The organism is Pseudomonas granadensis, from assembly GCF_900105485.1.
Taxonomy (GTDB): domain Bacteria; phylum Pseudomonadota; class Gammaproteobacteria; order Pseudomonadales; family Pseudomonadaceae; genus Aquipseudomonas; species Aquipseudomonas granadensis.
This window is the reverse complement of the sequence record NZ_LT629778.1, coordinates 580,245-594,676: the sequence shown is the minus strand read 5'-3', so window position 1 is coordinate 594,676 and position 14,432 is coordinate 580,245. Positions and strand designations below refer to the sequence as shown.

The following is a 14,432-nucleotide window of genomic DNA, read 5'->3' as shown; positions in this document are numbered from 1 at the left end:
CAACAAGCTGTTATATGTGAATAAACACTACGAGACAACTACCAAGCCGAGCAGCCGCCTTTGATTATCCAGCAAATTTTACTTACTGACTTGCAACACAACTAAGTTGTTACATGCCAATCAAACTTGATAAGCGCATACGATAAGCCTCGCCCATTGCGCGAATCCTGGGATGCCCTGCATTCATCAGCGACTCACCGGCAACCCGCAGGAAACTTTCGTTACCCGCAGTCAGCGCTTTGCCCAGCCAGCCAAGCGCATCTTCTATCTGCCCCGCTTCGGCGAGCAGGGCGGCGTGACTGAATTGTCCGCGAAAATCTCCGGACTCAGCCGCACAGCGATACCATTCGCTCGCCGCCCGCAAGTCCTGCGGACAATGCTGACCTTCTTCCAGATAACGACCCAACAGATTCATCGATTTGGCGTGGCCCGACTCGGCAGCACGACGATACAGGTCCAAAGCCTGCGCCTGGTTTTGCACGATGCCGCGACCGGTGGCGAGAAGGTTGGCGAGGTTGTACATCGCCCAATCCAGCCCGGCCTCTGCGGCGATACGATAATGCTGCGCCGCCATCGACGCATCCGTCACACAACCCCAGCCATGCTCATGACAACGCCCGAGCATGTTGCGCGCCATCAGATGCCCACGCCCGGCGGCGATGCCGAACCAGCGCAGCGCCAGCGGTTGATCCTGGGCGATGCCTCGGCCATCGAGCAAAATCTGCCCCAGCAACGCTTGCGCTTCGACTTCGCCTTCACCTGCTGCCAGCAGAATCGCCTGTGCAGCACGGCCCGGGCTTTCTTCGAGCATCACTGCCAGATCAGCAACGTCCAGCATTTCCTCGCGGCGCAGCTGGAAGCTCATACCTCGACCCAGCGTCGCAACAGGTTGTGATAGGTGCCGGTGAGGCGGATCAGCGAGGGATGGTCGGGCACGTCGTTGGTGAGCTGCTGAATCGCGCCGTCCATTTCGAACAGCAACGCGCGCTGACTGTCCTCGCGTACCAGACTTTGCGTCCAGAAAAACGACGCATAACGCGCGCCGCGAGTGACGGCGTTGACCTTGTGCAGACTGGTGCCCGGATACAACACCATGTCGCCGGCGGGCAGCTTCACTCGCTGGGTGCCGTAGGTGTCCTGAATCTCCAGCTCGCCGCCGTCGTAATCTTCCGGCTCACTGAAAAACAGCGTGGCCGACAGATCGGTGCGCACGCGCTCGATGCTGCCCTTGGGTTGGCGCACGGCGTTGTCGATGTGGAAATCGAAACTGCCACCGGCCGTGTAGCAGTTGATCAACGGTGGGAAGACCTTGTGCGGCAGCGCGGCCGACATGAACAACGGGTTTTTCCATAGCCGCTCCAGCATTGCCGCGCCGATCTCCTTGGCCAGAGGATGACCTTCGGGCAGTTGCAGATTGTGCTTGGCCTTGGCCGATTGAAAGCCTGCGGTGATCTTGCCATCGGCCCAGTCGGCCTGCTCCAACGCCTGGCGAATGCGTTGCACCTCTTCTTTGGCGAACAGTCCGGGAATGTGCAGCAGCATGGCGATGTAACCTGATGGCAAAGAGGCGGCAATGGTATTGATTCTTATTGGCTGTGTAAAACCTGCGGGACGAACGAACTGGCAAAAACCGTAAGGTTAAAATGTAAAGAATGTAAATTTGTCGCGAATAGTAATTTTTCGCAATTGATACAAATACCTGTTTACCCTATATTCCGCCGCCTCAAATCCTTGGGGAGGGGAATAAAAATGGCACGTCAACACGCACAATTACCGGTCAGTTCACCACGTCTGCTCGCCTCGGCAATCGGCGTGGCAATCACCGCCGGCTCCGCAGGCCAGATGGTGTTCGCCGCCGAAAAGACCGAGAGCAAAGCCTCCGGTAATGCCATCGCCCTGGACGCCACCGCCATCACTGGCGAAGCCCAGGACTCGACGTCCTATCAGGTCGAGAAGGCCTCCTCGCCCAAGTACACCGCGCCGCTGGTCGATACGCCGCGCTCGGTCACCGTCATTCCGCAACAAGTACTGAAAGACACCGGCGCGCTGAACATGCAGGACGCGCTGCGCACCGTGCCGGGTATCACCTTCGGCGCCGGTGAAGGTGGCAACCCGCAGGGCGACCGTCCGTTCATTCGCGGTTTTGACGCACAGGGCGACACCTACCTGGACGGCGTGCGCGACACCGGCTCGCAAAGCCGCGAGATCTTCGCTGTCGAGAACATCGAAGTCAGCAAGGGCCCGAACTCCGCCATCGGCGGTCGTGGCGCGGCGGGCGGCAGCATCAACCTGGTGAGCAAGAAAGCCCATCTGGGTAATTCGTTCGATGGCGGCTTCACCTACGGCTCCGACCAGACCCAGCGCTACACCCTCGACGGCAACTATCAGTTCAGCGACAGCGCCGCTGGCCGTTTGAACCTGATGAGCCACGAGAGCAACGTCGCCGGCCGTGACAAGGTCGATTACGACCGTTGGGGCATCGCGCCGTCGCTGGCGTTTGGCCTGGGCACCGACACCCGCGTCAACCTCGATTACTACCATCTGGAAAGCAACGACACGCCGGATTCGGGCATCCCTTATACCCTGTCGAACCCGCGCACCAAGTCCAACCCGGACAAGCCGTACGCCGGTGGCGATGACAGCAACTTCTACGGTCTGGACCGCGACTTCCGCAAGGGCCGCACCGACACCGCGACCTTCGCCATCGAGCATGACCTGAACGATTCGCTGACGCTCAAGAACACCCTGCGCCACGGAACCAGCATGCAGGACTACATCCTGACCCAGCCGGACGACAGCAAGGGCAACGTCAACAATGGCAGCGTCTGGCGCCGAGCGAATACGCGGGTGAGCAACACCGAAACCACCACCAACCAGACCGACCTGTTTGGCACCTTCTACGTGGCCGGTTTCAAGAACAGCTTCTCCACCGGGGTTGAATACACCCGCGAGCAGAGCGAGAAATCCTCGTACAACGTCAACACCGATACCACGCCGCGCACCAGCGCCGTAACGACCAACTGCAACCCGGGCCTGATCGGCGCGGCCAGCGGTTACAACTGCACCTCGCTGTCGAATCCGAACCCGAACGATCCGTGGAACGGCGCGATCTCGCGCAACTACGCCGGCACGGACACCCAGGCCGACACTTACGCGCTGTACGTGTTCGACACCCTGGAGCTGTCAGAGCAGTGGCTGGTCAACATGGGCCTGCGTTACGACCACTTCGACACCGACTACAAGACCTACAACGCGGCCGGTCGCACCACTTCCAAGGGCGATGACACCAGCGAGTTCGTCACCGGCCAGTTTGGCGTGGTCTACAAACCGGCGGAAAACGGCAGCATCTACGCGTCCTACGCCACCTCCGCCACGCCGCCGGGCAACACCTTGGGCGAAGGTCAGGAAGGCAATCCGCTGGGCGGCACGCCGGATCGCAGCGGCAACCTGCTGAGCAGCGACATGGAGCCGGAAACCACCAAGAACTACGAGATCGGCACCAAGTGGGATCTGCTCAATGATCGCCTGTCGCTGACCGCTGACATCTTCCGTACCGAGAAAGAAAACGCCCGCGTGCAGGTTGATACCAGCTCGTACGAAAACGCCGGCAAGACCCGCGTACAAGGTTTCGAGCTGTCGGCCAGCGGCAAGCTCACCGACAAGTGGCAGGTGTTCGCCGGGTACGCGTTCATGGACAGCGAACAGGTTGACGGCGGTCCGTTGGGCCGCGCCAACGACGGCAATGACTTGCCGAACACACCGAAAAACAGCGCCAGCCTGTGGACCACTTACCAGCTCACGCCGAAGCTGACGATCGGCGGTGGCGCGTTCTATGTCGACGACGTCTACGGCAGTGTCGCCAACACCACGATGGTCGATTCCTATGTACGTTACGACGCGATGGCCGCCTACAAGCTGACCAAGAACGTCGACCTGCAACTCAACGTGCAGAACCTGACCGACGAAACCTATTACGACAAAGCCTTCTCGACCCACTTCGCCAACCAGGCGGCGGGCCGTACGGCGCTGTTGAGCACCAATTTCCACTTCTGATAACGGTGGAAACCTGTAGGAGTGAGCCTGCTCGCGATAGCTATCTGTCAGAGAAATTAATGCTGACTGACACACCGCTATCGCGAGCAGGCTCACTCCTACACAGGATATGCCGCAAGGCCTGGCCCCGTTCATTCAATTGAACGGGGCTTTTGCGTGTTACGAAAAACGCTTCACGACAACCCACGGCATAATGCGCGCCGTGATGACAACTTTCGAACGGACGGCGAGTGACGTGTTGAAGAAAACCCTGTTCCAGTTGCACTGGTTTTTTGGCATCACCGCGGGGCTGGTGCTGGCCTTGATGGGCATCACCGGGGCGGCCTATTCGTTTCAGGACGAAATCCTGCGGGCGCTGAATCCGTCCGTCCTGCAAGTGGAAAAACAGGTCGCCGGGGTGCTGCCGCCGGTCGAACTGGTGGAGCGCATCGAAGGCGCGTCCGGCAAGAAAGTCGCCATGCTCTGGGTCGAAACCGACAGTGGCAACGCGGCGCGGGTGTACTTCACGCCGCCCAAAGGCGAGCGCCGCGGCGAGATGCGCTACTTCGACCCCTACACCGCCGAGTTCAAGGGCGATGCCGTCGGCCAGGATTTCTTCGGCCTGATGCTGCAGCTGCACCGTTTCCTGGCGATGGGCGATACCGGGCGCAACATCACCGGCGCCTGCACCTTGATGCTGCTGTTTTTCTGCCTGTCGGGCTTGTATCTGCGCTGGCCGCGGCAGTGGAACAGCTGGCGCGTGTGGCTGACCCTGGACTGGAAGAAAAAGGGTCGGGCGTTCAACTGGGATCTGCACTCGGTGGCCGGCACCTGGTGCCTGCTGGTGTATCTGCTGCTGGCGCTGACCGGGTTGTCGTGGTCCTACGAGTGGTACAACAAAGGCCTGACCCGCCTGCTGTCCGACGCCCCGCAAAATGAGCGCGTGCGCGGCGGTCGTGGTCCGGCCCCCGAAGGCCCGGCGCCGACCGCCGACTACGCGGCGATGTGGAGCAGCATCTACAGCGCCGCCGGCCCGGGCCTGTCCGCCTACAACATTCGCATGCCGCCCGTGGCCGGCCAACCGGCGACGGTGTTCTATCTGCTCGACAGCTCGCCGCATGATCGTGCGCTGAACCAGATCACCCTCGACCCGGCCACCGGTCTGGTCAAACGCGTCGACCGCTACGCCGACAAAAGCTTCAAGGCACAACTGCTGACCAGCATTTACGCGCTGCACGTCGGCAGCTATTTCGGCCTCGTCGGGCGCATCATCGTGACTGTTGCGGCGGTGTGCATGCCGCTGTTCTTTATCACGGGATGGCTGCTGTACCTCGACCGCCGACGCAAGAAAAAGCAGATCAAGGACGCGCGCAAAGGGCTTGAGCAACCGGCCGGCGATGCCTCGGCGTGGCTGGTCGGTTTCGCCAGCCAGAGTGGTTTTGCCGAGCAACTCGCCTGGCAGACCGCCGGCCAATTGCAAGCCGCCGGTTTGCCGGTCAACGTGCAGCCACTGGCCAATGTCAGCGAGCAGGATCTGCGCGCATCGAGCAATGCGCTGTTCGTGGTCAGCACCTTTGGCGACGGCGAAGCCCCGGACAGCGCGCGCGGTTTCGAGCGCAAGGTGCTGAGCCGGGCCGCAACCCTCGACAGCCTGAACTACGCGGTGCTGGGCCTCGGCGACCGCCAGTACGCACACTTCTGCGGCTTCGCCAAACGCCTGCACCAATGGCTGGGCGAGCACGGCGGCAAGACCTTGTTCGCGCCGGTAGAAGTCGACAGCGGCGATCCCTACGCTTTGCGTCACTGGCAAACCCAACTCGGCCAGCTCACCGGACAGGCGCCGACCGAAACCTGGCAGGCGCCGAGCTACGCCAACTGGACGCTGGTGCGGCGCGAACTGATGAACCCCGACAGCAGCGGCGCGCCGGTTTATCTGCTAGGCCTCAAAGCTCCCGATACCAGTAGCTGGCTGGCCGGCGATCTGGTCGAAGTGCTGCCGCGCAATTGCCCATGGGCGATTGAGCATTTCCTCGACGGCCTCGGCATTCGTGGCGAGACCACGGTGAAAATCAACGGCCTCAGCGAGCCGCTGGAAGTGGCACTGGCCTCGCGGCAATTGCCGGAACACCGCGCACATCTGGTCGGCCTGCATGCGCAATCACTGGTCGATGCGATGGTGCCGCTGGCCATGCGCGAATACTCGATCGCCTCGATCGCCGCCGATGGCGTGCTGGAACTGATCGTGCGTCAGGAACAGCACGCCGACGGCACTCTCGGCATCGGTTCCGGCTGGTTGACCGAACACGCACCCGTGGGCGGCAGCATCAGCCTGCGCGTGCGCCGCAACAGCGGTTTCCATTTGCCGAACGAGCCCGTGCCGATGATTCTGCTGGGCAACGGCACCGGCCTCGCCGGCTTGCGCAGTTTGCTCAAGGCACGGATTGCCGACGGCCAGCAACGCCAGTGGCTGCTGTTTGGCGAACGCAATCGCGAGTACGATTTCCTCTGCCGCGCCGAGCTGGAAGAATGGCTGATCAATGGCGATCTGGCGCGACTGGACCTGGCGTTTTCCCGCGATCAGGCCGAGAAGGTTTATGTGCAGGACCGCTTGCGAGAATCGGCGGAGGAGCTGAAGCAATGGCTGGCGGAGGGTGCGGTGATTTACGTCTGTGGAAGCCTTCAGGGGATGGCCTCAGGCGTGGATCAGGTACTCACCGATATCCTCGGCAGCGCCGAAGTCGAACGCCTGATCGAACAGGGCCGCTACCGCCGCGACGTTTACTAACGCCTCCGATCCCTGTAGGAGTGAGCCTGCTCGCGATAGCGGTGTGTCAGTCAGCATCAATTTCTCTGACAGATAGCTATCGCGAGCAGGCTCACTCCTACAGGGGACTGCGGTGTTAATCGAATCAGACAGGCTGCAACTTCTGCTCAAACACCGCCACCCCATCCAGATCCCGCAACACCACACTCATCTCCCCGCTCTGCCCTTCGATGTTCACCTCGCCAAAAAACTGAAAGCCGGCAAACGGCGAGGTGTTCTGCGCGGCGGGGGCTTTCTCGAAGACCACTTGTGGCCCGAAGGTTTTATCCAGCGGATTAGGCCCGAAACTCCCGGCATTCAACGGCCCGGCAACGAACTCCCAGAACGGCTCGAAATCCTGAAACGCCGCCCTATCCGGGTGATAGTGATGCGCGGCGCAGTAATGCACATCCGCCGTCAGAAACACGAAATTGCGCACCAGCTGCGCACGCAGGAAGCCGAGTAGTTCGGCGATCTCCAGCTCTCGCCCTTGCGCCGGGCCAGGATCGCCATTGGCCACGGCCTCCCAGCGCGCAACACCCGGTTTGACCTCGCCGTCCGGCACGCCGAGCCCGATGGGCATGTCGGCAGCGATGACTTTCCACTGCGCCTTCGAATCCTTCAATTCACGCTTGAGCCAGTCCAGCTGCTCACGCCCAAGGAACGGTTTCGCCGCGCCGAGGTTGTCGTCGTTGGCCTCGCGGTAACTGCGCATATCCAGCACAAATACATCGAGCATCGGCCCATAGCTCAGCTTGCGATAAATCCGCCCGCCGCCATCGGCCGCCTGCAAGCGCATCGGCGCATATTCCAGCCACGCCTGCCGCGCGCGCCCGACCAGGGTGTGGATATTTTTTTCCTGATAGCGCTCATCGAGTTGTTTGCCCGGCGACCAGTTGTTGACCACTTCGTGATCGTCCCACTGCCAGATCTGCGGCACTTCGGCGTTGAAGCGGCGGATGTTTTCGTCCATCAGGTTGTAGCGGTAGTTGCCGCGATAGTCGTCGAGGGTCTGCGCGACTTTGCTCTTGGCTTCAGTGGTGAGATTGCGCCAGATGCGGCCGTTTTCGGTGGTCAGTTGCGCCGGCACCGGGCCGTCGGCATAGATGGTGTCGCCGCTGTGGATGAAGAAGTCCGGCAGGCGCAGGCGCATGGCTTCGTAGATGCGCATGCCGCCGATGTCCGGGTTGATGCCGAAACCCTGGCCGACGGTGTCGCCGCTCCAGACGAAACGGATATCGCGCTTCGCCGTGGGCACGCTGCGCAGATGGCCGAACCATGGTTCGCTGGCAACGCCGGTCTGAGCATCCTCAAAGTACACGCGATAGAAAATCGCCTGATCGGCGGGCAGCCCGGTCAGTTCGACGCGGGCGGTGAAATCGCTGCGGGCGTCGGCCAATGGCGAGACGAATTTGCGCGGATTGCCGAACAGGCTGCGGGTGTCCCACTCGACCACCATGCGTGCCGGGCGATCGCTGCGGCTCCAGATCATCGCGCGGTCGCCGAGCAGGTCGCCCGATTGCACGCCATCGGTGAGTTGCGGACGATCCTTGACCGAAGCAATCACCGCCGGCGCCAGCCCCGGCAGCAACAGCCCGGCGCCGACCGCTTGCATCACCCGACGGCGCCCGAGGTTGAAATCGCTCATGGTGTTCTCCCTGCAAAAGGGAAAACTTAAGCATGGCTGTATGAACTCGCCATGACATCAGCCACACCGCAAACAAAATGTAGGAGTGAGCCTGCTCGCGATAGCGGTGGGTCAGTAACATCAATGCATCTGACACACCGCTATCGCGAGCAGGCTCACTCCTACAAGGGGATCGCGGTGTCAGGCATTGACGGGATCGACCGCCAGCTCAACCACCTCAGGCCGCTTGAGCAGCGCATACACCACCGCCGTCACCAGACTCCCGGCCATAATTGCCAGCAGATACAACAGCGCATGATTGATCGCATTCGGGATCGCCAGCACGAACAGGCCACCGTGCGGCGCCATCAGCTTGCAGCCGAAGTACATCGACAGCGCGCCCGTCAGTGCGCCGCCGGCGATCGCCGCCGGGATCACCCGCAACGGGTCTTTCGCGGCAAACGGAATCGCCCCCTCCGAGATAAAGCACAGGCCGAGCACGAAGGCCGCTTTACCCGCCTCGCGCTCGCTCTGGGCGAACTTGCGCCGGGCAATGAACGTGGCGATGCCCAGACCGATCGGCGGCACCATGCCGGCGGCCATGGTCGCGGCCATCGGGGCGTAACTCTGCGAGGCCAGCAGCCCCACCGAAAACGCATACGCGGCTTTGTTGATCGGCCCGCCGAGGTCGACGCACATCATTGCGCCGAGCAACACGCCGAGCAGGATCGCATTGGTGGTGCCCATGCTGTCGAGGAACTGCGTCAGCGCTGCGAGCATGCCGGCGACCGGTTTGCCAACCACGTAAATCATCACCAGACCGGTAATCAGACTGGCGAACAACGGAATGATCAGGATCGGTTTCAGCGCCTCCAGACTTTGCGGCAACGCGACATAACGGCTGATCGCTTTTGCCGCGTAACCGGCAATGAAACCGGCAATGATCCCGCCGATAAACCCGGCGCCCAGCGTACCCGCCAGCAAACCACCGATCATCCCTGGCGCCAGGCCCGGGCGGTCGGCAATCGAGTAGGCGATGTAGCCGGCCAACAGCGGCACCATCAATTTGAACGCGGTCTCGCCGCCGATCTGCATCAGCGCCGCCGCCAGCGTGCCCTCTTCCTTGAACGCGGTAATGCCGAAGACGAACGACAAAGCGATCAGCAAACCACCCGCCACGACCATCGGCAGCATGTACGAGACACCGGTCAGCAGGTGTTTGTAGACGCCGGTTTTCTCTGACTTGGCCGGGGCCGTGCCCTCGCCTGCCGCGCTTTCAACAACGCCTTCGGCCAGGGCCTTTTTCAGCGTGGCCTCGGACTGCTTCAAGGCGATGCCGGTGCCGCAGCGATAGATCTTCTTGCCAGCGAAACGCTCGGTGGCGACATCGATGTCCGCCGCCAGCAGGACCACGTCGGCGTCGGCAATCGCCGCTGCGCTCAACGGGGTTTTCGCGCCCACCGAGCCCTGGGTTTCGACCTGCAATTCGTAGCCCAGACGCTTGGCCGTCTGCTGCAACGCTTCGGCCGCCATGAAGGTGTGGGCGACGCCGGTCGGGCACGCGGTGATCGCGACGATGCGCGGTGATCGCGACGTGTCTGCCGCCGGTTGTGCTTCGCTGGCAACGTAGACCTCGGCCTCTTCAGCACCACGGCGCAGCACTGCTTCCACATCCTGCAGCGCCTGCGCCGGGGCGATCTGGAACACCCGCTTGCCGACAAAACGACTCATGTCGATCGGGCCGGTGGTCACCAGCAAAACCCACTCCGCCGCTGCGATGGTCGCCGCCGACAACTCGCGCTCCGGGTGCGCCGGGTCGACCACTTCGACGCTGGTGCTCCAGCCCTGACGCTGCGCTGCGGCATCGAGCAAACGTGCGCACAGCACACTGGTGACCATGCCGTTCGGGCAAGCCGTAACAATGGCTAACTTCATCACAAACCCTCTTATTGTTCTGTCAGGGGACGCACGCGCACGCCCTGTTCGAGCTGCGCCAGTTGCGCGGCGTCGTTGATGCCGAAACCGATCTGGGTCACCGCCATCGCGGCAATCGCGGTGGCCGTGCGCAGGGTTTGCTCGGGCGTATCGGCGCTGAGCAAACCGTGCAGCATGCCGGCCAGCAACGAATCACCGGCACCGACCGTGCTGGCGACGCTGACCTTCGGCGGCGTCGCGTGCAGCGCCGAGCCGACGCTGAACCAGTTCACGCCGTCCGCGCCGTGGGAAATCACCACATGCTCGATACCTTGCGCATGCAACTGTGCCGCGGCTTGCGCTTCGGCGAGTGGGGAAACCACTTCACAACCGAGCGCATGGGCCAGTTCTTCGGTGTTCGGCTTGATCAGCCAAGGCCCGGCCTGCAATGCCGCACGCAACGCTTCGCCGCTGGAGTCGAGGGCGACTTTCAGGCCGAGCGCATTGAGTTTTTCGATCAGCTCACGCAACCACTGCGCCGTGACCCCGCGCGGCAAACTGCCGGCGACCACCACCGCGTCATGCCCCGGTGCGATCTGCAGCAGACGGTCGAGCAACGCTTGCTGCGCCGCGGCATCGACCACCGGCCCGGGACCGTTGATGTCGGTGATGCGGCCATCCTGCTCGGCGACCTTGATGTTGCTGCGCGTCTCGCCCGGCACGCGGATGAACGCGTCGACAAAGCCGCGTTTGGCGAACAGGGTTTCGAACGCTTGCAGGTTGTCCTCGCCGAGGAAGCCGCTGACCGTCAGTTGATGGCCGAGATCGGCGAGCACCTGCGCGACGTTCACGCCTTTGCCGGCCGCGTGGGTGTGCATCTCGTCGCTGCGATTGACCTGACCGGCCTCCAGCTGCGGCAACTCGACGGTGAGGTCGAGCGCCGGGTTGAGGGTCAGGGTAAGAATTCTGGCCATTACAGGGCCTCCACTAATGCGCGCACTTCGTTGGCGCTGCCCACGGCCAAGGCCTGTTGAGCAAGGGTTTGCGCCTGGATCAGGCTGAGTTCGCGGATGCGCGCCTTGACTTCGGCAATGCTGCGGCCGGACACGCTCAGTTCATCGACACCGAGGCCGACCAGCACCGGCACCGCCAGCGGATCGGCCGCCAGCTCGCCACAGACGCCGACCCATTTGCCATGGGCATGGGCCGCGCGCACGGTGATGTCGATCAGTTGCAGCACCGCCGGGTGCAAGCCATCCGCCTGCGCCGACAGGGTCGGGTGACCACGGTCGATGGCCAGGGTGTATTGCGTGAGGTCGTTGGTGCCGACGCTGAAGAAGTCGACCTCCTTGGCCAGCACCGGCGCGAGCAACGCGGCGGACGGCACTTCGATCATGATCCCCAGTTGCAGATCGGCGACCGGGATTTCCTCACGCAGGCGTTCGGTCATGTCACGGGCCTGCCGCCATTCTTCGACGCTGCCGACCATCGGGAACATGATCCGCAGCGGCCGGTTGTCGGCCGAACGCAGCAAGGCGCGCAACTGCGCTTCCATGATCTGCGGACGCTGCAAGGTCAGGCGAATGCCGCGCACGCCAAGGAAGGGATTTTCCTCTTTGGCGATCGGCCAATACGGCAGCGGTTTGTCGCCGCCGACATCCAGCGTACGCACCACCAGCGGACGACCGGCGAGGCCATCAAGAACGCGGCGATATTCAGCTTCTTGCGTGGCCTCATCCGGCGCTTGCGGATGAGCCATGAAAATCAGTTCGGTGCGCAGCAGACCGATGCCTTCGGCGCCCTGCTCGACTGCGCTGGTGACACCGGCGCTTTCGCCAATGTTGGCGAACACTTCGACGGCATGACCGTCGGTGGTGTGTGCCGGTTGATGGCGTTGTTCGGCGGCGATCTTCAGGCGTTGCTCGCGAGTGTCGCGTTCTTCGGCGGCACGTTTGAGGGTCGCAGCATCGGCGTCGACATGCAGGCGCCCGCGCTGACCGTCGAGCAGTAACGGCGTGCCCGGCTCCAGCAGCAACACTGCGGCGCCTGCGCCAACCAGCGCCGGAATGCCGAGGGCACGCGCGACGATTGCGCTGTGCGCGGTGGCGCCGCCGCGGGCGGTGAGAATCCCGGCGACGCGCACCGGGTCCAGGCGCGCAACATCGGAGGGGCCGACTTCATCCATCACCAGAATGTACGGCTGCTCAGGCTCGCTCGCGGTTTGCACGCCACACAACTGCGCCAGCACCCGGCGACCAATGTCGCGCAGATCAGCGGCGCGCTCGGCGAGCAAGGCGTCCTGCAACGCTTCCTGCTGTTTGGCGGCGGCTTCGATCACCGCCATCCACGCCGCTTCGGCGCTCTCGCCTTGCTTGAGGCGGGTGTCGACTTCGTCGGTCAGATCCGGATCGTCGAGCATTTCCTGGTGGGTGATGAAAATCTCGCGAATGGCTTTGGCCTTGCTGCGTTCGATCAGGCCCTGAATGTCTGTGCGCACGTCGCTCAGCGCTTGCGTCAGGCGCTCACGCTCGATGGCGGCAGACTCGCCGCGCAACGAGTAATCAATGTGCTGCTGAACCTGAACATGCGCCGGGCCGATGGCAATGCCCGGCGCTGCCGGAATCGCTTGCAGCAGGCTGCCTGAGGCCGGGGCGACCAGCACCTCGGCGATGTCGGCCATCACTTCACGCGGCTGACTGACGGCGGGCAGCGGCTCGACTTCTTCGCCGAGGCCTTCTTCGATAGCGGCAAGCAGTGCCGGCAAGGCATCGGCGGCGATGCTCGGCTCGGCGATCAACTCCAGCACCTGACCACGCCGGGCGCCGAGGCTGAGCAGTTTGCTGAGACTCTTCACCGACACCGCGCTGTCCTGGCTGTCGACGATGCGCACACGAATTTCGCCGTCGAAACTTTTCGCCAGTTGCGCGAGGATTTTCGCCGGCCGCGCATGCAGGCCGTGAGCGTTGGCCAGCGCAATACGCGCGCTCGGCCAGTCGGCAGGCAACTCACCGCCGAGCACTTCGAGGACTTTACGGCTGCTGGTGGCGCGGCCCAATTCATGGCCGCGGCCTTCAATCAGCAACGCACACAAGCGCTCGAGCAACGCCTGATGCGCCTCGCCGAGGCTGGCGAGGCAGAACAGACCGCTGAGCGGCTGGCCGAGGTAACGCATCGGTTTGTCCGGGGTGACGAACGCCAGACCCGGACGCTTCACGGTTTGTTCGCTGTGCAGCCACCACAGGCCATCGCCGAGCGGCAGCGCTTCGACCTGCTGCAACACGCCGGCAAAACCGTTGCTGACGCAATCGGCCTGACGCAGCAGACGCGCCCCACGCCAGACCAGTTCTTCGAAATCGTCGGCAGAAACGCCGAGGCCGATCATCTGCGCATCCAGCGCCAGCTCCTGCGGCGCGCCTTGCAGCAACTTCAGCAGCGCTTCCGGCGAACTGGCGCGGCGCAGGGCCTGGCCCAGATCGGTTTCGCCGAGGGCACGGGTCAGCAGTTGCAACAGACGCAGGTGCTCGTCGGATTTGGCCGCGATGCCGATCGCCAGATAGACAATCTGCCCATCGCCCCAATCGACGCCCTCGGGAAACTGCATCAGGCGCACGCCGGTGGCGAATACCTGATCGCGGGTTTCCGGGGTGCCGTGAGGAATGGCAATACCCTGGCCGAGAAAGGTCGAGCCCTGGGCTTCCCGGGCCTGCAAGCCGGCGAGATAGCCATCGGCGACCAGGCCATCGGCAACCAGGTGATCGGCCAAAAGTTGCAGGGCGGCGGGTTTATCCACGGCCGTCTGGCCCATGGATATCTGCTCTATAGTGAGCTCGAGCATGCAATCTCCTTTTTGGCCCGATACAGGCCAGGTATTGTTTTGATGGTCACAGCTTAGGCGCTCGGCCGCGCTTTTTGAGCGGCCGTTTTGGCGGTTTTACGGCAGAACCGGGCAAAGGCGTCTAAAACGTAGAAAATACGCTTGCTGAAACGTTTAATCTAGATTGATCGGCACGTTACTCGATAATGTCTCATCGTTGAAGTCCAACTTGTCGGAAGTGC

Annotated in this window: 8 protein-coding genes; 2 read left to right on the top strand and 6 right to left on the bottom strand. The window is 62.7% G+C overall.

Annotated features, from left to right (window positions below; translation table 11 throughout):
- Positions 1 to 109 precede the first annotated feature (109 nt).
- Both BLU52_RS02470 and BLU52_RS02465 read right to left on the bottom strand, forming a co-directional pair.
- The gene (locus BLU52_RS02470; protein ID WP_090281730.1) at positions 110 to 865 is read right to left on the bottom strand and encodes a tetratricopeptide repeat protein; all 756 of its coding nucleotides are present in this window, start codon (positions 863 to 865) and stop codon (positions 110 to 112) included.
- Complete coding sequence (locus BLU52_RS02465; protein ID WP_090281729.1) at positions 862 to 1,542, bottom strand: Fe2+-dependent dioxygenase; 681 nt, start codon at positions 1,540 to 1,542, stop codon at positions 862 to 864. Before BLU52_RS02465 ends, BLU52_RS02470 begins: the two co-directional genes overlap by 4 nt.
- A gap of 207 nt (positions 1,543 to 1,749) precedes the next feature.
- On the opposite strand from BLU52_RS02465, the gene BLU52_RS02460 reads away from it, so the two are divergent.
- Positions 1,750 to 4,053 carry a TonB-dependent receptor gene (locus BLU52_RS02460; protein ID WP_090281728.1) on the top strand — a complete coding sequence of 768 codons (2,304 nt, stop codon included), beginning with the start codon at positions 1,750 to 1,752 and terminating at the stop codon, positions 4,051 to 4,053.
- Between the two features lie 235 nt (positions 4,054 to 4,288).
- The gene (locus tag BLU52_RS02455) at positions 4,289 to 6,817 is read left to right on the top strand and encodes a PepSY domain-containing protein (protein WP_090288419.1); all 2,529 of its coding nucleotides are present in this window, start codon (positions 4,289 to 4,291) and stop codon (positions 6,815 to 6,817) included.
- Positions 6,818 to 6,941: 124 nt separating this feature from the next.
- On the opposite strand, the gene BLU52_RS02450 is transcribed toward BLU52_RS02455, so the two are convergent.
- The 4 genes from BLU52_RS02450 to ptsP all read right to left on the bottom strand — a co-directional run bounded on the left by BLU52_RS02450 (position 6,942) and on the right by ptsP (position 14,211).
- On the bottom strand, positions 6,942 to 8,483 hold the full coding sequence (locus BLU52_RS02450; protein ID WP_090281727.1) for an alkaline phosphatase D family protein: 1,542 nt from the start codon (positions 8,481 to 8,483) through the stop codon (positions 6,942 to 6,944).
- A 180-nt stretch (positions 8,484 to 8,663) separates the two neighbouring features.
- Positions 8,664 to 10,397 (bottom strand): PTS fructose-like transporter subunit IIB, encoded by a 1,734-nt coding sequence (locus BLU52_RS02445; RefSeq protein ID WP_090281726.1) that lies wholly within the window; start codon positions 10,395 to 10,397, stop codon positions 8,664 to 8,666.
- Positions 10,398 to 10,408: 11 nt separating this feature from the next.
- Positions 10,409 to 11,350, bottom strand: coding sequence for a 1-phosphofructokinase (gene pfkB, locus BLU52_RS02440; RefSeq protein ID WP_090281725.1), 942 nt, complete (start codon positions 11,348 to 11,350; stop codon positions 10,409 to 10,411).
- Positions 11,350 to 14,211 (bottom strand): phosphoenolpyruvate--protein phosphotransferase, encoded by a 2,862-nt coding sequence (ptsP, locus tag BLU52_RS02435; RefSeq protein ID WP_090281724.1) that lies wholly within the window; start codon positions 14,209 to 14,211, stop codon positions 11,350 to 11,352. Before ptsP ends, pfkB begins: the two co-directional genes overlap by 1 nt.
- Between the last annotated feature and the right edge of the window lie 221 nt (positions 14,212 to 14,432).